17 protein-coding genes and 1 pseudogene are annotated in these 18,527 nt (G+C 38.8%); 4 read left to right on the top strand and 14 right to left on the bottom strand.

Going from position 1 to position 18,527, the window contains the following annotated elements:
* Positions 1 to 34 precede the first annotated feature (34 nt).
* Genes ACQKII_RS06835 through ACQKII_RS06825 form a run of 3 tightly spaced genes read right to left on the bottom strand, consistent with a single transcriptional unit; the run spans position 35 to position 3,915 of the window.
* Positions 35 to 1,228 carry an acyl-CoA dehydrogenase family protein gene (locus tag ACQKII_RS06835; RefSeq protein WP_427457589.1) on the bottom strand — a complete coding sequence of 398 codons (1,194 nt, stop codon included), beginning with the start codon at positions 1,226 to 1,228 and terminating at the stop codon, positions 35 to 37.
* A gap of 9 nt (positions 1,229 to 1,237) precedes the next feature.
* Entirely contained in the window at positions 1,238 to 2,410 is a 1,173-nt protein-coding gene (locus tag ACQKII_RS06830; RefSeq protein WP_427457952.1) for a saccharopine dehydrogenase family protein, read from the bottom strand.
* Positions 2,411 to 2,436: 26 nt separating this feature from the next.
* Entirely contained in the window at positions 2,437 to 3,915 is a 1,479-nt protein-coding gene (locus ACQKII_RS06825) for an aldehyde dehydrogenase family protein (RefSeq protein WP_427457587.1), read from the bottom strand.
* Between the two features lie 472 nt (positions 3,916 to 4,387).
* On the opposite strand from ACQKII_RS06825, the gene ACQKII_RS06820 reads away from it, so the two are divergent.
* Positions 4,388 to 5,188 (top strand): TIGR00266 family protein, encoded by an 801-nt coding sequence (locus tag ACQKII_RS06820; RefSeq protein WP_427457585.1) that lies wholly within the window; start codon positions 4,388 to 4,390, stop codon positions 5,186 to 5,188.
* A 235-nt stretch (positions 5,189 to 5,423) separates the two neighbouring features.
* Here the strand turns inward: ACQKII_RS06820 and ACQKII_RS06815 are convergent, their stop codons facing one another.
* From ACQKII_RS06815 to ACQKII_RS06800, 4 genes are all read right to left on the bottom strand, one after another.
* Complete coding sequence (locus ACQKII_RS06815; protein ID WP_427457583.1) at positions 5,424 to 6,386, bottom strand: 2-hydroxyacid dehydrogenase; 963 nt, start codon at positions 6,384 to 6,386, stop codon at positions 5,424 to 5,426.
* 252 nt (positions 6,387 to 6,638) lie between these two features.
* On the bottom strand, positions 6,639 to 7,931 hold the full coding sequence (locus ACQKII_RS06810) for a protoglobin domain-containing protein (RefSeq protein WP_427457581.1): 1,293 nt from the start codon (positions 7,929 to 7,931) through the stop codon (positions 6,639 to 6,641).
* Positions 7,932 to 8,250: 319 nt separating this feature from the next.
* On the bottom strand, positions 8,251 to 9,084 hold the full coding sequence (locus ACQKII_RS06805; RefSeq protein WP_427457579.1) for an undecaprenyl-diphosphate phosphatase: 834 nt from the start codon (positions 9,082 to 9,084) through the stop codon (positions 8,251 to 8,253).
* 138 nt (positions 9,085 to 9,222) lie between these two features.
* Positions 9,223 to 10,302: a metallophosphoesterase gene (locus ACQKII_RS06800; protein ID WP_427457577.1), complete on the bottom strand. Its 1,080-nt coding sequence runs from the start codon at positions 10,300 to 10,302 to the stop codon at positions 9,223 to 9,225.
* A gap of 155 nt (positions 10,303 to 10,457) precedes the next feature.
* Here ACQKII_RS06800 and ACQKII_RS06795 point away from each other — a divergent pair, with 155 nt between their 5' ends.
* Entirely contained in the window at positions 10,458 to 11,606 is a 1,149-nt protein-coding gene (locus ACQKII_RS06795; RefSeq protein WP_427457575.1) for an acyl-CoA dehydrogenase family protein, read from the top strand.
* On the opposite strand, the pseudogene ACQKII_RS06790 reads toward ACQKII_RS06795, so the two are convergent.
* Positions 11,581 to 11,880: pseudogene (locus ACQKII_RS06790) on the bottom strand (transposase); the annotation flags it as partial. The gene ACQKII_RS06795 and the pseudogene ACQKII_RS06790 sit on opposite strands and share 26 nt — an antisense overlap.
* Before the next feature lie 58 nt (positions 11,881 to 11,938).
* Here ACQKII_RS06790 and ACQKII_RS06785 point away from each other — a divergent pair.
* Positions 11,939 to 12,142 (top strand): hypothetical protein, encoded by a 204-nt coding sequence (locus ACQKII_RS06785; RefSeq protein ID WP_427457573.1) that lies wholly within the window; start codon positions 11,939 to 11,941, stop codon positions 12,140 to 12,142.
* 29 nt (positions 12,143 to 12,171) lie between these two features.
* On the opposite strand, the gene ACQKII_RS06780 is transcribed toward ACQKII_RS06785, so the two are convergent.
* The 4 genes from ACQKII_RS06780 to ACQKII_RS06765 all read right to left on the bottom strand — a co-directional run bounded on the left by ACQKII_RS06780 (position 12,172) and on the right by ACQKII_RS06765 (position 15,760).
* Complete coding sequence (locus ACQKII_RS06780) at positions 12,172 to 14,364, bottom strand: histidine kinase dimerization/phospho-acceptor domain-containing protein (protein WP_427457571.1); 2,193 nt, start codon at positions 14,362 to 14,364, stop codon at positions 12,172 to 12,174.
* Positions 14,365 to 14,379: 15 nt separating this feature from the next.
* A complete protein-coding gene (locus ACQKII_RS06775; RefSeq protein ID WP_427457569.1) occupies positions 14,380 to 14,535 on the bottom strand; it encodes a hypothetical protein in 156 nt (51 codons plus the stop codon).
* Positions 14,513 to 15,205 (bottom strand): response regulator transcription factor, encoded by a 693-nt coding sequence (locus tag ACQKII_RS06770; protein WP_427457567.1) that lies wholly within the window; start codon positions 15,203 to 15,205, stop codon positions 14,513 to 14,515. Before ACQKII_RS06770 ends, ACQKII_RS06775 begins: the two co-directional genes overlap by 23 nt.
* 168 nt (positions 15,206 to 15,373) lie before the next feature.
* Positions 15,374 to 15,760, bottom strand: a complete 387-nt coding sequence (locus tag ACQKII_RS06765) for an EamA family transporter (RefSeq protein WP_427457565.1) — start codon at positions 15,758 to 15,760, stop codon at positions 15,374 to 15,376.
* Between the two features lie 137 nt (positions 15,761 to 15,897).
* Here ACQKII_RS06765 and ACQKII_RS06760 point away from each other — a divergent pair, with 137 nt between their 5' ends.
* Positions 15,898 to 16,128, top strand: coding sequence for a DNA-binding protein (locus ACQKII_RS06760; RefSeq protein WP_427457563.1), 231 nt, complete (start codon positions 15,898 to 15,900; stop codon positions 16,126 to 16,128).
* A 51-nt stretch (positions 16,129 to 16,179) separates the two neighbouring features.
* On the opposite strand, the gene ACQKII_RS06755 is transcribed toward ACQKII_RS06760, so the two are convergent.
* Positions 16,180 to 17,166: a homoserine dehydrogenase gene (locus tag ACQKII_RS06755; protein WP_427457561.1), complete on the bottom strand. Its 987-nt coding sequence runs from the start codon at positions 17,164 to 17,166 to the stop codon at positions 16,180 to 16,182.
* A 512-nt stretch (positions 17,167 to 17,678) separates the two neighbouring features.
* Positions 17,679 to 18,065: a hypothetical protein gene (locus ACQKII_RS06750; RefSeq protein ID WP_427457559.1), complete on the bottom strand. Its 387-nt coding sequence runs from the start codon at positions 18,063 to 18,065 to the stop codon at positions 17,679 to 17,681.
* Positions 18,066 to 18,527: the final 462 nt, after the last annotated feature.

Here is an 18,527-nt window from a genome sequence, read left to right as displayed (position 1 = left end):
TCGTAAAAAAACGAGGGGAATGAATCCCTCTCGTTTACTCTTCAAACGGCCATTTCGGTAACATTTTTGCTAATGGTTTATCATTTCGTCTACCCAGTACATAATCCGCCTGCATAATTGTATGGATTTCACGCGTACCCTCGTAAATTACGGGTGCTTTAGAGTTACGTAAAAAACGCGCAACTGGATAATCATCCGAATAACCGTATGCTCCATGAATCTGGAGTGCGTCATCCGCTGCTTTATTAGCAAAATCACAGGCTTGCCATTTCGCAAGAGATGTTTCCCTTGTATTACGGATACCTTTATTTTTCAACTCGCCAACACGATAAACAAGCAGTCGGCACATTTGATAGCCTGCCTCCATCTTCGCAATCATCTGCCCAACTAGCTGATGCTCGCCAATTGGCTTTCCAAACGTTTCGCGCTCATGGCAGTATTTCACGCTTGACTCGATACATGCTTGCATAAGACCAACTGCACCTGCCGCAACTGTAAAACGACCGTTATCCAGTGCTGACATCGCAATTTTAAAGCCTTCTCCTTCTTCACCTAACCTATTTTCTACAGGTACGCGCAAATCTTCGAAAAAGAGTTCTCCAGTATTACCTGCACGAATACCATACTTCCCTTTGATAGCCTTGGAAGTAAAACCAGCCATTGAACGCTCAACAATGAAAGCACTAATGCCATGATGCTTTTTTGATTTATCTGTGTAAGCAAAAACAATAAAATAATCGGCTATATCACATAATGAAATCCAAGTTTTTTGTCCATTCAATCTATAAAAATCACCGTCACGTACAGCCGTAGTTGACATTGCTGCCACGTCTGACCCTGCTCCTGGCTCTGTTAATCCAAATGCACCAATGCGTACTCCCTTTGCCTGTGGAACGAGATATTGCTCCTTTTGCGCTTCGCTACCCCATTGCATCAATGTCATGCTATTCAAGCCCGTATGCACCGATACAGCCGTTCGAAAAGCTGTATCTCCTCGCTCAAGCTCCTCACAGACGATGGCAAGTGCGTTATAATCCATGCCACTGCCTCCGTACTTCTCAGGTACACAAACCCCCATCAATCCAAGCTCTGCAAGTCTTGACCAAATGCCAGCATCGAAGCTTCCTTCCGCATCCCATTTCGCAATATGTGGCAATATTTCATCATCAACAAACTGGCGTACTGTTTTACGTAGTATTTCCTGCTCAGTTGTAAATTCGAAATTCATGACCATCACCTACCATTTCACAATCATTGCAGACTTATGAGACGTTTCTTTAATAACAACGCCTCGTTTTGCCATTTCCTTAATATACGTATCACCTGGGACGATGGCTTCAGGCGCAAAAACTCCGCGATTCGTAATCGAGCCTTCGCCGATCATTTGTGCAACTACAGAAATTGTATTGGCTGTTGCACGTGCCATTGCAGTTTCGTTAATTGTCATGTCTTTACGTACAACCATTTCGTACTCATAAGTGACTTGCTGTTGTGCTTTCTCACCTGCCACAATCACACGTAACAACACAGCATCTGGTTTTGTTCCAAGCTCTAATTTCTTCTTGAGCGCCTCTCGTACGACAGCTCGAACAGGCACTTCTATACTATCTACTTCAACCTTATTACTAGAATCTAAGAATCCCAAATCTGCTAACAGTTTAAATTTCTCAGCGTGCCCCTTATAACGAATCGTTTTATATTCTAATGTTCGAACATTTGGGAATGTTTTATATAATGTCGATATGCCACCAGATGTATAAAATGCCTCAAGTACGCCAAAACCATCGAAATAAATGGGCTCGACTCCCGTTAATGATGGCACTTCTTCAAGTTTACCCTTTTGAATCATTTTAGAAGGTTGCGTATAATGATCAAATACACCATCTAAAGAAAATACACGTGTATAGTGTAGTGGTGGCTTAGGATCTGTTGGTATACCACCAACGAATAGCTTAATAGATTCTACTTCATCTAATTTTGATGCACCATAGCCTGCTAATATATTGATCATCCCTGGCGCTACGCCCAAGTCAGGAATAATTGTAACGCCCTTTGCTTTTGCTTCTTCATCAAACTTCAAAATCTTTTCTGTAACACCACCGATATGACCACCTAAATCTACAGAATGAACACCTGCTTCAATGGCTGCTCTCGCTACTCGCTCATTGAATGAATAAAATAAGGCATTCACTACGACATTTCCTTTCGAGATCACGGACGTCAACGAGTCGTCAGATTCCGCATGAAGTTCAACAACTTCAACTCTATCTGTATTCAACGTATCTACAAAATCCTGTGCCGCCTTCACATCAATATCTCCTAAAAACACACGTTCTACATTGCTATTTTTAATTAAATCACGAGCTACCTCTTTCCCCATTAAACCTGCACCTAATACAACAACTTTCATCATGAACATCCCCTTTCATTGATCTGTTACTCTGTATCGATTTGTGCTCTTTGTAATTTTCCGCTGTAATCTATATAAATGCTCTTCCATTCTGTATATACATCCAATGCGGCAACGCCCGAGTCACGGTGACCATTCCCCGTCCCCTTTGTTCCACCGAATGGCAAATGAATTTCAGCCCCTGTTGTGCCTGCATTTACATAAACAATACCTGTGTCTAAATCACGTTGTGCGCGGAAAATCGTATTAACGTTTTGTGAGAAAATAGAGCTAGATAAACCAAATTTCACATCATTATTTACTTCAATCGCTTCATCTAAATTTGCGACTTCAATAAGAGAAACTACCGGTCCAAAAATTTCTTCCTGCGCAATAATCATTTTGGGCTTCACATTTGTAAACAATGTGGGTTCATAGTAAAACCCTGTATCATAAGGTGCCTCATTTAAAATCCTGCCACCTGCTAGTAATGTTGCACCTTCTTGTTTACCAATCTGCACATAATGATTTATTTTCTCAAGGGCAGCTTTACTTATAACAGGACCGATTTTTACGCTTTCGTCCAAGCCATCTCCAATTGTTAAATGCTGCATTGCTTCTAACAGAAGCCTTTCTAATTCTTCTCTTACATCTTTATGCACAATCACGCGACTACATGCCGTGCATCTTTGACCCGCCGTACCAAATGCACTCCATAAAATGCCTTCCGCTGCAAGATGTAAGTCCGCATCGTCCATGACAATAACCGCATTTTTTCCACCCATCTCCAAAGAGATTTTTTTCAAATGTTTTCCACCAAGCTCTGCTACCTTACTCCCTGTCGTAGTAGATCCAGTAAACGAAATCACTTTTACATCCGGATGCTCTATTAATGCTGTTCCTACAGTCGGTCCTGTACCAAAGACAATATTTGCAACACCAGCTGGCAAGTCGATCTCGTTAAAAATCTTCGCCATTTCGTATGCCATCATTGGCGTTTCATTGGATGGCTTCCAAATGAATGTATTTCCTGCCACAATTGCGGGAAATGACTTCCATGTAGCAATGGCGACTGGGAAATTCCAAGGTGTTATTAAGCCCACAACGCCAATAGGGGCGCGTACACTCATGGCAAATTTATTGGTAAGCTCAGATGGCGTTGTCTCCCCAAACAATCGTCGCCCTTCCCCCGCCATATAATAAGCCATATCAATCCCTTCCTGTACTTCGCCTCTTGCCTCTTCAATCACTTTTCCCATTTCTTTTGTTAGAACAGTAGCTAGGTATTCTTTCTTTTCTCTCATCTTTTGACCGATGGCATATAAATACTCTGCACGTTTTGGTGCTGGCACAAGTGCCCACTCTTTTTGTGCTTGCTTTGCTACCGCTACCGCCTCAGCTACTTCACTAGCCGTTGAGCGCGGTATAGTTGCTAAATGCTCACCATTTGCAGGGTTCGTCACTGCTATACTTTGTAAATGCGAATGTGATAACCATTCACCGCCAATATAGTTTTTAATATCCATTACAAACACCCCCTGAAAGATTTCAATTATGCCTCAGCGGAATTACACCAATTTATGAAGTATACTAGGGCCTGCGAGATGCAGACTAGTTTAGCTGCTATCCATATGACGAAACACTGGCAATAAAAAACGTCTACTGCTTTCTTGAAGATAAGATTTTTGTATGGATGCCACATGTTTAGGCTAACTTCCAGTATGATCCCCTTCAAAATATTGACATCTGCAGAGGCTTTATCGTCATTCAGCTGTCATTTGAGCATCCACCGAAGTAAGGATTGACCCCACGTTCAGTGTACAATCTCCACAAAGTTCTTTCGCTGAACAAAAATAAATAATACACATTCTAGTTTTTTATATTCGACATTCGCTAGCTTATTCCCTTTTTTTCTAAAATAATTAATTATGCAGTGAAACTATTGTGTCTTATAATCGTATACAGTAACAACAAAATTACTATTGGAGGAATTGCAAAATGAATAACCATGAAATTGACTACAAAATATTTGGTAATGACATGCAATACGTGCAGGTTGAACTAGATCCACAGGAAACGGTGGTTGCGGAAGCAGGAGCTTTAATGATGATGGACCAAGCAATTGAGATGGAGACTATTTTTGGCGATGGCTCTAAAGGAAATGCTCAAAGTGGCTTTATGGGGAAATTACTCGGTGCAGGGAAACGCGTAATCACAGGTGAAAGCTTATTTATGACAACATTTACAAACGCCGGTACAGGGAAACGTCATGTGTACTTCGCTTCTCCATATCCTGGTAAAATCATTCCTATGGATTTGAGTCAATTGAATGGAAAAATTATTTGTCAAAAGGATGCTTTTTTAGCTGCTGCTAAGGGCGTTTCGGTCGGGGTCGAATTCCAGAAAAAAATCGGTGTAGGCTTCTTCGGTGGTGAAGGTTTCATTATGCAAAAACTTGAAGGTGATGGTATGGCCTTCGTACATGCTGGTGGTGCTATTCATCAAAAAACTTTACAACCAGGAGAAGTTTTACGTGTTGATACAGGATGTTTAGTTGCTATGACAGCCGATGTAGATTACAATATCGAAATGGTTGGAGGCGTAAAAACTGCATTATTTGGCGGTGAAGGTATCTTCTTCGCAACTTTACGTGGCCCTGGTACAGTATGGGTTCAATCATTACCATTTAGCCGTTTAGCAAGCCGCGTCTTCGCTGCAGCACCAATTTCACAAGGCGGTGGCGGTCAGTCTAAAGGTGAAGGCGGTATTGGCGGTTTATTTGACTTATTCAACAAATAACTGCAATCCCTCTTTTAATCATTAGCAAATTCTTAAACAACCATAAAGTGAAACTTCTATCCTTGGGAGGATTCCTCATCCCCACGGATTGTTAGTTGAACCAATCGGACTTTTACGGTCAGTTGATCGGCCACCTAGTTAACTCGTTCTCATCTTTCCACTTGTGGTGGGCGGCTTACTGACCGTTAATGCGGGATAAAACGGAGCACATCCTGCTAGAAATGTGCTCCGTTTTTTAGTCTATTCGATTGGATACTGCCTTACCCTGCCCATATGCACTAAGTGCATTAACATTGAGCGTAAGCATCGCTGTTCTTGTTTTCAACGAAGCACTGCCGATATGGGGAAGTGCCACAACATTAGGAAGCGTCAATAACGGATGAGCCATCGAAATTGGCTCATATTCAAAAACGTCTAGTCCCGCTGCCCAAAGCTTGCCATTTTTCAAGGTGTCATAAAGTGCAGTCTCATCTATAATGCCCCCACGAGAAGCATTAATCAGCACCGCATCTTCCTGCATCATAGCAAGTTCTTTCGCACCGATTAATCCGACTGTATCACTGTTATATGGTGTCATAATGACAACAAAATCTGATTGCTTTAATAGATCTTCAAGAGGTGCATATCGAAAACCGTACATTTCTTCTGCCTCGTGGCGACGTCTACGATTATGATATATGACCTTCATGTCAAAGCCTTTTGCTCGTCTTGCGACCGCCTGACCGATTCGCCCCATTCCGATAATCCCTATAGTTGCACCTGACACATCCTTACCGACTAACTGCATCGGGTACCAGCTTTGCCATTTACCATCACGCAAATAACGCTCACTTTCCGGGATTCTTCGTGCAGTTGCAAGTAATAAGCCAAATACTAAATCCGCAGTCGTATTTGTTAAGACACCAGGGGTATTTGTTGCCATGATGCCTCGTTTGCGTAATGCTAGCACATCAATATTATTGAAACCAACTGCTAAATTTGTCACAAGTTTTAAATTGGGTGCATGTGAAAGTAATTCCTCATCAACCTGATCAGCAATTGTTACCCATAATACCTCACAGGCCGCAACAGCTGCTAAAAGTTTGTCTCGTGGGATAACGATTTCTTCCTCCGACCACTGCTCAATATCATAAAATCCCTCTAGCGGCTCGACAATATGCGCCGGAAATTTACGTGTAATAAATAATTTCTTTTTCATGTTCCCAACACCCCTCTATTCGTTCCCCTTTTCGCCTTTAGCGTATCACTAATAAGCCAAGTGCTCAAGCATCCATTTACGTTCGATGATTGCTATTACAGCGAAGAGAATTACCAACTTCTAGCAACTTTTTGTTTCTATCCAGCACTTTGAAGATTCTATCCGTCACTTTAGCCATTCTATCCGTTTAACCGACAATTTCACCTAAAAAAACTATGCACCCTTTTCAGTGCATAGCCTTCCATCTATATATTAAAATTCCTTTATTGTTGTATCGAGGCGACTTGCAACTCTCTCCAATTCCTCTGAGGACTCACCAATGGATTCAATGATATTCGCCAACTCCGTTATTTGACTTCCAACATTTTGAAAGTTTACGATAGAACCGTCAACTGAGCCTGATATGGCATCAAATGCTTTCAAAGATTCTACATTTTGTTCGATACTGTTATTCACAAGCTCTTGAATTTCCTGAATCGCTTGTACTACCTGATTTGTAATACCATTGGACATACCAATTAAATCTGCTATTTGTTGCACCGAATTTTTAGTTTGATCTGCTAGTTTACGTACCTCATCGGCAACGACTGCAAAACCTTTTCCATGTTCACCTGCACGAGCAGCTTCTATTGCGGAATTTAGTGCAAGTAAATTTGTTTGTCCTGAAATATTTTTAACCATTTCAACAACAACATTAATTTTTGATGATGAGCGATTTAATTGTTCCACCATCTTCGCCATTTCGACAGTTTTATCATTTATTTTCCCAGTTTGTTCATTTATTAATACTATTTTCGAATAACCTTCAGTGGATACATGTTGCATTGTTTTCGCTTCATCGATACTTTCTTTCAAGTATGCATTAACTTGTTTCGTACTAGAAATAAGTTCTGTCACTGCCTCATTAGTATCATGAGACTGGGTTTCTAACTGTGTAGAAATTCCACCAACAATTCCCTTTACATGTGCACGAACATGATTTCGTTGCTCCTCTAATAACGTATTAGCGTAATTATCGTACTCTTCTAAAACGATTTGTTGCTCAAAATTGCAAATCTTACTGATGGCATCACAATACTTTTCTTCTTCACCTTTTGATAAATGCAACTCATAGACAATCTTTCGCAGGGACTTTTCAAGATTTTGAAAAGCGGCTAAATACCACTTTGGATACAAATTAATCTTTACGTGCATCTTTCCTACGCGTCGCCGCTTTTCTAAGAATGCTTCGTCAATTCGCCCTTCAAACATTTCAATAATGTGATGGCGCAATGTTTGGCGTAAACGCTCACTCGAACTGTGCTTTTGAATAACTTCACGTAAAGTCGGCACACTTTCAACTGCTTTATAAAAAGTTGCTACAACTTCTACAACATTTTGTTCAATATAAGGCTTCAAACTTCTAATTAATTGTAAATCCTGTTCTGTAAGACTGACGAGATTTAGCTGTAGCAAACGTTCCTGATCTTGAATAATAACCCCTGTATTTGACACATCACTAATCACAATTGTATTTTGCTTAGGTCTGTTCCCAAATTGAAACATTTTTCCACCCCATAAATAATATAGTATGCCATTCTATGCCTATTCTACTAAAGATAATCGAACGTTAACAAGTATTAAGAACTTATACACAATTAATTATAATGTGTAATTTTATAGATACAATAGTTCAGTAAAAAATATCTATCATATCAATAAACACAACTTATATTATCTCCTTTATAATTCTTAACAACTATAAATACAATGAAAAACAATCAATAAAGCAATAAATTTTGTATAATTACACGAAATTATTTTATATAAAAACTACAGTTACAAAAAAAACACCCATCCTTGTGACAGATGAGTGACTTTTCATTTACATAAAAATTATAATACTCAATATTGCCGCCAATACCAAACGATAAATCGCGAATGGCATCAGTTTAACTTTTGAGATTAGTGCTAAGAAGAATTTAATAGATAGTAAGGCAAATATAAATGAACTAATAAAACCGACTGCGTAAAAACCAAAGTAATCCATTGAAAGCGTATCCCAATTTTTCAGTACTGATACAAGACTTGCCCCTGCCATGATTGGAACGGCCATTATAAATGTGAAATCAGCTGCTACACGGTGACTGATACCAAATAGTACCCCACCTGAAATTGTTGCACCAGAACGAGAGAAACCTGGCCATAAAGACAAACACTGCACTAAGCCAACTTTAAATGCTAAGCCATATGAAATATTATCTAACGAATCAACTTTCGGCTTTCTCGGTGCAAACTTATCGGCAACAATCATTAAAATTGCCCCAGCCACTAACGCATATATGACATGCTCAACTTTAAATAAATGATCGTCGATAAAATCTTTAAATGCGAAACCTAACACTACCGCTGGCAACATACCAACAATCACATGCATTAAGTTGAATCGCCCTTTCATAGATCTAGATTGACCATCAATATTGTATAAACCAACTAAGCTTAACATGCGCTTCCACATAACGACGATTACCGCTAAAATTGAACCAAGCTGTACGACAATTTTAAATGTATTAGCAGGATACTTCCCTAAAAATCCTTCTGTTTTTAACCACATATCATCCACGATAATCATATGTCCAGTGGACGATACGGGTGCAAACTCTGTCATCCCCTCAACAAAGCCTAAAATAAGTGCCTTTAATAACTCTATGATATCCACATTGTCACCTTACCTTTTACCATTATTCAGCAATTTTTTGTGATGAAAGTGATACGACGACCACTTTACGCCAAGCGCTATTGATTTTTCAAACACCAACTAATTATAAGATACTCTTTTTTCATATACTATAGCTTTCTAACGAAAAGTAATATCCACTACCCAAAGCTCAGAACGACTGCCTATTCGCATCGGAGGACCCCAGAATCCAAATCCCGATGAAACAAGTGTATGCATTTGCTCCTTCATCTTATAACCATAATCAAGCTCAAATACTCGTGCCGTAATATACTGATTTGGCCACATTTGCCCCTTATGCGTATGACCTGACATATGAAAATCTACACCCTCTTGCGACGGAGTTACAAGATCATTCGGCGTATGATTCATGACAAACCACGGCAAATTATCACGGAGTCGCAATACATTTAATTGCTGTCGCTCTTTATTTGTAATATCTTCTTGTCCCGTTACTATAAACGCATTCCCAACTCGAATTGTTTCATCTCTTAAAATCTTCACACCGGCGTTTTCCATTTCTTCTACAAATTCAGGAATTTTCTTGCCGTAATATTCATGATTACCAAGTACACCATAGACACCGTAAGTAGCAGTTAGCGATTTCATCACCTCTGCCATTCCCTCTTTCACAAACCATTTAGGATCGTCATCGACAATGTCTCCTGCTAAAAAAATAATATCTGGTTTTGCTTCATTAGATAGATGGACAAAGCGTTGTAAATGCTTTTTATTGGATAGCACACCTAGATGAAAATCCGAAGCAACTACAATACGCATCGAAGACAGTTCACTATCCTTTTTATCCATCGTTATTTCTAAATTACGTACAACTGGAGAATACGCTAAATACGAGCCAACTATACATAAGAAAACCAATATGGCAATTGCTATACTTCCTATTATTTGTACATTTTTAAATGGCGTTAACCAAATTAAAAATTGCGCTGCCAAGCAAAGCATCAACCCATATTCAAACACAAACATCCAATAATTACTAATAACCGAAAACACTCTTAGAGATTCATGTACCCGTCCAATGACAATGCTAAAGGCAATGATATACAGTCCCAACCAATAAAAAAACGGGTAGTTGAACCATCTCATCGCAACAAGCCACTGCTTTACGCTCCACCCTAGGTAGAAGGTTAACGCGCTATATATACCAACTACACCTATTCCTAGTATCACTTTCGCCATATAAAAGCCCTCTACTTTCATATATTCATAGTTGATTATAGCATTACAATTTAAAATCGTATTTTCAAAGCCCTTTTATTTTTTCTTTACTTTCTGTAACATGATATATGTAAGAGAATATTTACGTATAAACAAGCAAAAAGGGGTGTATTCGAATGGTAAGATATAAATTTGAATCAACAGAGCATGAGTTATTCCGTAAAACCTTACGTAAGTTTTTAGCAGAAGAGGCTGAAGCACATTATGCACAATGGGAGAAAGATCATCTTGTGCCACTTGAGTTTTGGCGGAAGTGTGGAGAAATGGGCTACCTATGCCCACAAGTAGAAGAACAATATGGTGGCCTAAATTTAGATTTTAGCTTTAGTGTTATTATTCAAGAAGAGCTAGAGCGCATTGGTTCAGGCCTTATTGGAATTGGTCTGCATAATGATATTGTTGTCCCGTATATCGAGGCTTATGGGACAGAAAGCCAAAAATCTCGCTGGCTACCGAAATGTATAACAGGGGAATATATTACGGCTATTGCCATGACAGAACCAGGTACAGGCTCTGATTTAGCGAATATCCAAACAACTGCTTTACGCGATGGAAATCATTATATAGTGAACGGACAAAAAACATTTATCACAAACGGTATTCATACAAATTTAGCAGTGATCGCGGTGAAAACGAATCCATCCGCGGTGAAAAAACATCACGGCATAAGCCTTCTCGTGATAGAAGAAGGCACACCTGGATTCACCAAAGGACGGAAGCTTGAAAAAGTTGGTATGCATGCACAGGATACGGCCGAATTATATTTTGAAGATTGTCGTGTTCCAGTAGAAAACCTGCTTGGTGAAGAGGGAAAAGGCTTCACCTATATGATGGAAAAGCTGCAACAAGAGCGTTTAGCAGTAGCGATTGCTGCCCAAACAGCTGCAGAGGATATGCTGGCTTTAACAATAGAATATGTAACATCACGTCATGCTTTTGGAAAAGCCATTAGTGACTTTCAAAATACACAATTTAAAATTGCCGAAATGGCTACAAAAATAGAACTTGGCAAAACTTTTTTAGAATCTTTAATAGAAGACCATATCGCTGGCAAGAACGTTGTCACGAAAGTTTCAATGGCGAAATACTGGATTACAGAAAATGCGCGAGAGCTATCCGCCCAGTGTATGCAGTTACACGGTGGTTACGGCTATATGGAAGAATATAAAATTGCAAGACGTTATCGTGATATTCCTGTAATGTCTATTTACGCCGGTACAAATGAAGTGATGAAAATGATTATAGCAAAGAATTTAGGATTATAAGAAAGTGATATATTCTTTGTATATCGCACCGTCTTACATTCATGGCAGTAAAAGTAAGCATCGCTTGCATGGACAATTTTTTGAGACCTCGTAAGGTTGTCCAACGCACACCATGCTTTTCTTTTGCATCGGCAAAGACCCGTTCAATCATTTCTTTTCGACGTGCATGGATTTGTCTAATCGTATAAATTTGACGAAGATGTTCGACTTCTTCTACACAATCTTCCCAAATATGTCGCTGAATGAGCTTTTGATAGCTTTGACTTTGCGTACATCCATCACCTCAATCATTTATAGACGTACACTAGTTGATTGAAGCGCAGGAGGCGAGTGTGGCTGACGGCATTCGCCTTTTGCTACAGAGCAAAGCTTTCTGCGGGAATAGCATGAGCGAAAAGGCCCCGCAGGAGCGTAGCGACGAGGAAACTGAAGCCAGGCCCGCAAAAAACGTCCGCCGTAGCGGAAATCAATGGGTTCCTATAGATAAAAAAAAGACTGTAAACAAACTCAATATTTTGAGTTTGTCTATAGTCTGAGACAGCGGCGATTTCTGCCGCTGTCCCTTTTACACTCCTGGTATACGAACAATCACTTTAAATAAATCTCCATCAACATCAATGCTCATTCGTGCTCCATGTAAATCCACGATTGATTGTGCAATCGCTAAGCCTAGCCCTGAGCCCTCAGTATGACGAGAAGCATCTGCACGTTTAAAACGCTCAAACAATTCATCGGCATTTTCACTGATTTCATATTTTGCGACGTTCTTTACTGTGAATTCTGCCTCACCATTTGCTGTACGTTTTAACGTAACATAGACACGCGTACCTTCTAATGCATATTTTAATACATTGACGATTAAATTATCGATGAGTCTCCACCATTTTTGACCATCAACATAGGCATAAAGCGGTTCGTGTGGCATCGCCATTCGTAAATCTAAATGTCCTTGTGCTAAGTCCTCCTCATGCTCACCTACTGCCTGCTGCACAAGCTGTGTTAAATCAACACGACTTCGATGAAGCTCAATATTTCCACTCGCCATTTTTGATACTTCAAAGAGATCCTCAATCAGTACTTTTAAACGCTCGGATTTTTTATCTAGAATATGAATATACTGCTTGCGCTCTTCGTCTGTAATATCTGATTTTTTCAGTAAATCTGTATAAGTAATAATGGATGTTAACGGCGTACGTAAATCATGGCTAACATTCGTAATGAGCTCTGTTTTCAGACGCTCACTTTTTGCCTGCTCATGCATTGACGTACGAACACCTTCACGCAAGTGATTAAGATTTTCAGCATGCTTGGCAAGTGGTGATTTTCCCTTTATCTTTACATCTCGGTTCAGACGTCCATCCGCCATGTCCTTCGTGTCCTTCATAATACGGTTTAAATAACCCATTCTGGATAGAAAAACAACCATTGCCGGTACACCTACAATAGCGCACACCCCAAATACGAATACCGGGAACCCGCCACTTACCGTAACACTAGCAACAAAACTACCGCCACCAAAAAAGGCAGCTGCGACCATGACAATGGAATGTAATGCGATGGAACGATTTAAAAATAGATCAGTTAACGAATCTCCTAATCCCCACAAATAACTGTTTTTCAGATTATCCCCTAGTTTTTCTGCCGTATTTACTCGATCATACAGCCAAATAAGTTGTACGAAAAATGCAATACCGATAATGATTAAAACTAAAAATGTTAATAGAAAATCAATTAAAAAATGTACATAATTGGATTGGTAAGCATATTCAATTGATTCGAAGGCACTATGCGATGTAAACCAATACGTACAGCCAGTAATAAATAATATAGCGACTTGTATATCAATGCGTAGCTTTGCAATTTTATTTTTCTCTTTAAAGCCTTGCACCGCTCCAAGCACTTCTTTACGTCCTTTCCATGTAAAGATTGCCGCTATGATACTTGTGATCCAAATGATAAAAAACATATATTGATTACGTGTAAAACGGTCATAACCCTCCATTACTTCCGCTGACTGTGCTGCTGCCTTAGAAATTGTCATAGTACCTGTGTAATCGGTGGATTCCCTGAATGGATCTGAATCTAAATAGACTTCCGTTCTATAAAAAATATGGTTCAAATTATCACTTATATTCCAAGTACTTAATGGGTGTTGTTGTTCATACTTTACTTTGTATGCACTACTATCAGAAATATTACCTGAGCGAAACGTTTTTCCGGTTTCAGTATTTGTTAATTCATAAGACCAATAATTATAGTTTTTAGCGAAATTTTTAGCTTCCTCTTGCGCAGATTTTATATATTGATCAACAAGCGCTTCCTTTTCAGCTTTAATTTTCTTACGAACATATTCATCATCTTGAAAATTAGTAGTAATGTCTTTAATTTTTTCATCCCGCTCGTTTTCAAGCTTGGTCTGCAATTCAGTCGCGTTGACATCAGCCGCTTCTTGAATGCGATCCTCATATTGCGCTTTAATACTTGCTACCTGGTCACTTAGTGAACCATAGTAATTACGATGTTCTTCAATTTCATTCGCTGTGACTTCTATCTTGCTCTTTAATTCATCAGCATTTGGTCTATTCAATACCAACGGTCCCAACTCGGATTGAAAATTATCAAGCTCATGCTGAAAATTTTCAGATTGAAAATATGACTTCCCTATATACTGATAGCCTATCTGGGAAAATGTAAAGACCCCAAAAATAAACCAAATTAAACAAACAAGTGTGAGAAGAGATTTCCAGTTTTTTATCATTAAAATGACTCCCCTCTAAAAAATTCTTTCCAGCAATTGTAGCATTTCAGACGAACGGGTATTTACCATCTGATAGGCATAAACGCCAAAATAGATAAGGCCGATAACCCCAGCCACAAAACCTGCTATTGTTAGATAATGTTCTATTTTATTTCTCCATTTTATAGCCAACGCCCCATACCACCTTTAAATAGCGCGGATTCTTCGGATCTGCCTCAATTTTTTCACGTATTTTACGGATGTGTACAGCTACAATATTTTCAGCATTGTAAGCTTCTTCATTCCAAACACGCTCATAAATCTCTCGAATCGAAAAAACACGCCCTGCATTTTTCATTAGTAGTTCTGTAATTTTATATTCAATTGGCGTTAGTCGAACGGGTTCACCTTCCAAAATAACTTCTTTGGCATCCTCATCTAGTACAAGCCCGTCAATTTCGACCTTTGCTGTTCCATCATTGTACGTCCCAAGTTGTACATAACGTCGTAGCTGTGATTTCACACGTGCCAAAAGCTCTAATGGATGGAATGGCTTCGTGACATAATCATCGGCCCCAACGGATAAGCCATGAATTTTATCGCCGTCCTCCGCCTTCGCACTCAGCATAATAATTGGAATATTGCGCTCTGCACGGATTTTAAAAGTTGCCGTAATGCCATCCATATTCGGCATCATAATATCTAAAATAATTAAATGGACTTCATTGTTCTGAAGCTTCTCTATTGCCTCTACACCATCTGCAGCCTTCATTACATTGTAGCCTTCATTTTTTAAGTAAATTTCAATACCATCACGAATATCTTGATCGTCATCTGTTACAAGAACTGTTAACTTCGTCATGATATACACCTCGCTCTCAAATAATAGTGTACCTTTCAAATCTTAAAAACCAGCTAGCATAAAAATGAAGAAATTCTTAAGCTTTTGCTCATCTATATAACAGAATTACACTTTTCTTCCCCCAATTGTTAGGACAACAATACCACCAAGCAGCATCGCTACCCCGAATCAGGACGTCACACTTAAGTATTCGCCAATAAGGAATACGCCAAGCATCGCTGCAGTTAAAGGCTCCGCTAGTGATAATGTTACGGCCGAAGAAGAACTCATCTTCTGAAGACCACTTAAAAATAATAAATAGGCTACGCTTGTACACATGACCCCCATAAAGAGCATTGTCCATAAGTTATGTACTTCCAATAACCAGCTGTAACCGCCGTTCATCGAAAACGGTGCTAACAATAATGCGCAAATCGAAAATGTCATTGCCACTGCTGGCAATGCCTCTTCCTGTGCCATTAGCTTTTTACTAAAATTTGCGTAAAATGCAAAGGTTATTCCAGCACAAACGCTAGCAGTACAAAAAACGGATATAGTATCATTTGGCTCCTCCAATCTATACCATCCTAATCATTAACTATACAGATTTATCCAAAAATAGACAATTACTATTTTCCCTCTTCTCTTTCGTTCGTTATTAGGCTTTCCGTTAAAGAAAAGTTATAATAATAACAACAAAAGGAGCGAGCAATATGTACAAAACAATTGAAGAAACAGCTATTGACCTTGGTATGCTAGAACATCAGGTACTACGTCTTGTTTACGAAGGACGTATCCGTTCTGTCTATGATGGCACGCAAGTACTTATTAATAGCGGGCAATTTAGCACTTACTTTGAACAATTAGAGCGCATTAAAGAGGAAATTGAAATTTGGCGTAATACACCCATCCCTGAAGATATCGATATCAAAGATGAAGACTAAAAGTGCCAGGCACCCAAACAATTCAGAATTGTTTGGGTGCCTGGCACTTTTTTATATCGTTACGACAAAACCTGCTCGTTTGCCAATAATCTCTGCGTAATCTTCAACCATAACACTTGCAGTTGGATACATACCTGCCCCTGGTCCAACAAGCGTTAATGTACCAATGTAATTTGTGTCCAACGCTACTGCATTATTCACGTCGTCAACTGGGTAAAGTGGGTGTTCTTTATCCACTAGTTGTGGACCAACCTTTGCCACTACACGACCATCAGCAAGCTTTTCAACCTCTGCCACGTGGCGATAACGCAAGCCTTTTTCACATGCATCTTTTACTTGCTCAGCCGAAATACTATCAATACCAATTACTTCAACATCAGCCCAGTCTGGTTGTTCGCCAAATGCTAATGCACTTAAAATCATTAATTTTTTGAAGGCATCCTGACCTGAGACATCATTATATGGATCAGCTTCGGCATAGCCTAATTTTTGTGCCTCTATTAGAGCATTGTCGAAGGACCAACCCTCTGCACGCATTTTCGTTAAAATATAGTTACATGTACCATTTAAAACGCCTTGGATACGACTTACATCATTCACAAGTAAAATGTTTTTCATCGTTTTAATGACAGGCACACCACCAGCTGTTGTTGCCTCGAATCCAACAAAGACACCATTTGCTTTAGCAAGTTCCTGTAGCGCTAAACCACGCTTTGCAAACATCACTTTATTAGCGGTAATCACATGACATTTATGTTCAACAGCACGCTTCAAATAGCCAAAAGCCGGTTCTTCATTGACGATTGCTTCAAAAACAACCTGCATACCTGGCTCTGCTAAAACTTCATCCATACTTGTTGTCATCAAATGCGCAGTACCGGGTACGCGTTCACGGCTAGTATCTGTAACTAAAATTTTCGCTACTTCTAACTCAATACCTAATTTATTTTTAAGCTCTTCCCGCTTTTCGTTTAAAATATGATAAATACCTTGACCTACTGTTCCAAATCCTAAGATCGCTGCCTTTATAGTTGCCATTCCTGTTATTCCCTCCAACGTACACTTCCGCGGTTTTAATGAAGATAAAAATCTGTGCCTCACACAAATTCAAATAATTCAAAATTCAACTTATAGAAAATTGTAACGTAAATAAATGCTTTGCACAAGAAAAATCTTTCTAGGATGGACATTTGTTTTCTCTAGATGTGCAAAAGAAATCGGTTTCATTCCCTTTATTATACGCTTTTTCGGTTATTCTATAATTTTTGAACAAAAATTGACGATTCCTTTATAAAAAAATTACGTCTTTCTTCTATTATATATATGTATGTAAAGGCGTATTATAGAATTGTTCTTTTGAAGATAGTAACAAAAATATTTTTCTTTACATACGAGACTGTATACAAATTAAAGTATCTCACAAAATTTCTTTTTCCTGTCTATCTACACAAATTATAGTTAAATCAAATTCACTTCTGTTTTAATGTGATTAACAAAAAAGCTCATTCCCTATAGCAGTAGAGAATGAGCTGATATTATATAAGGGAGATTTAGCTTGCTTTTGTTAATAATAGATAGCGGTAATGAGCTAAAGCTACTTGCACAAGAATCTCTTCCTCTTGTGTAAAGTTTGGTACAGAATATGTACGTTCAACTAATTGAAATGTACCATATTTCAAATAATACTCTGTTGCTGGTAGTGAAATATGACTTGTACCATATGCTTGATAGGTCTCAAAAACCTCTTTCACTGCATAGCTTTTCTCTTCAGTACTCACAATTTCCTTAAAAGCAGTATGCCCAAAAGTTTGATGCCATTTTTTTTCAACTATCGACAGTAAGCTTTGAATGGAGATATTGTTCACAAACTCATGACTTTCATTTAATTCGTAAATAAAATAAGACGCGACGTTATGTGCACTATAAACATTTCCCATTTCAAACACTCCTTTTTCGATTTTTTTTGGATGAGAGTAGCAGCTGGCTATGCGACTACTCTCTTATCTTGCTATATATTCAAAAGTGGGGGAGCACTTATGAAAACAATTTTATTTTTTCATTTTCCATCACTGCATCGACTACCTTTAAAATCAATAGGATGTGTGTTTCTTGCAGAGCCTATGACCTATACGCTCTAACAATGAACAACTATCGAATGAGATCAGATGTTATTGTAAATGAATTCACTGTCGTTCTTGGTTGGTAGCCTTCGAACCTTTAACTTAATCCCTAGTATACAACATGGCTTTAAGTATGTCAATAATGCTTATAAAATTACTAGGTATTATTTATTGAAAAATTCAGACAAACAACCGAATGGGGTTTTTACTTCATGTAGCAACGTTTCACGTATTGCCAAATGAGGCTTTTCAAATGAGAAAATACGTAAACATTACAAC

Source organism: Lysinibacillus sp. NPDC048646, from assembly GCF_050272295.1.
Lineage (GTDB): Bacteria > Bacillota > Bacilli > Bacillales_A > Planococcaceae > Lysinibacillus.
Note: the sequence above shows the minus strand (reverse complement) of the source record. Positions and strands in the feature narration are given on the sequence as shown.

Bases quoted from the DNA above. Each gene is read 5' to 3' on its own strand.
- ACQKII_RS06835 (WP_427457589.1), bottom strand. From the start codon at position 1,228: ATGAATTTCGAATTTACAACTGAGCAGGAAATACTACGTAAAACAGTA.
- ACQKII_RS06830 (WP_427457952.1), bottom strand. From the start codon at position 2,410: ATGAAAGTTGTTGTATTAGGTGCAGGTTTAATGGGGAAAGAGGTAGCT.
- ACQKII_RS06825 (WP_427457587.1), bottom strand. From the start codon at position 3,915: ATGGATATTAAAAACTATATTGGCGGTGAATGGTTATCACATTCGCAT.
- ACQKII_RS06820 (WP_427457585.1), top strand. From the start codon at position 4,388: ATGAATAACCATGAAATTGACTACAAAATATTTGGTAATGACATGCAA.
- ACQKII_RS06815 (WP_427457583.1), bottom strand. From the start codon at position 6,386: ATGAAAAAGAAATTATTTATTACACGTAAATTTCCGGCGCATATTGTC.
- ACQKII_RS06810 (WP_427457581.1), bottom strand. From the start codon at position 7,931: ATGTTTCAATTTGGGAACAGACCTAAGCAAAATACAATTGTGATTAGT.
- ACQKII_RS06800 (WP_427457577.1), bottom strand. From the start codon at position 10,302: ATGGCGAAAGTGATACTAGGAATAGGTGTAGTTGGTATATATAGCGCG.
- ACQKII_RS06795 (WP_427457575.1), top strand. From the start codon at position 10,458: ATGGTAAGATATAAATTTGAATCAACAGAGCATGAGTTATTCCGTAAA.
- ACQKII_RS06780 (WP_427457571.1), bottom strand. From the start codon at position 14,364: ATGATAAAAAACTGGAAATCTCTTCTCACACTTGTTTGTTTAATTTGG.
- ACQKII_RS06770 (WP_427457567.1), bottom strand. From the start codon at position 15,205: ATGACGAAGTTAACAGTTCTTGTAACAGATGACGATCAAGATATTCGT.
- ACQKII_RS06760 (WP_427457563.1), top strand. From the start codon at position 15,898: ATGTACAAAACAATTGAAGAAACAGCTATTGACCTTGGTATGCTAGAA.
- ACQKII_RS06755 (WP_427457561.1), bottom strand. From the start codon at position 17,166: ATGGCAACTATAAAGGCAGCGATCTTAGGATTTGGAACAGTAGGTCAA.
- ACQKII_RS06750 (WP_427457559.1), bottom strand. From the start codon at position 18,065: ATGGGAAATGTTTATAGTGCACATAACGTCGCGTCTTATTTTATTTAC.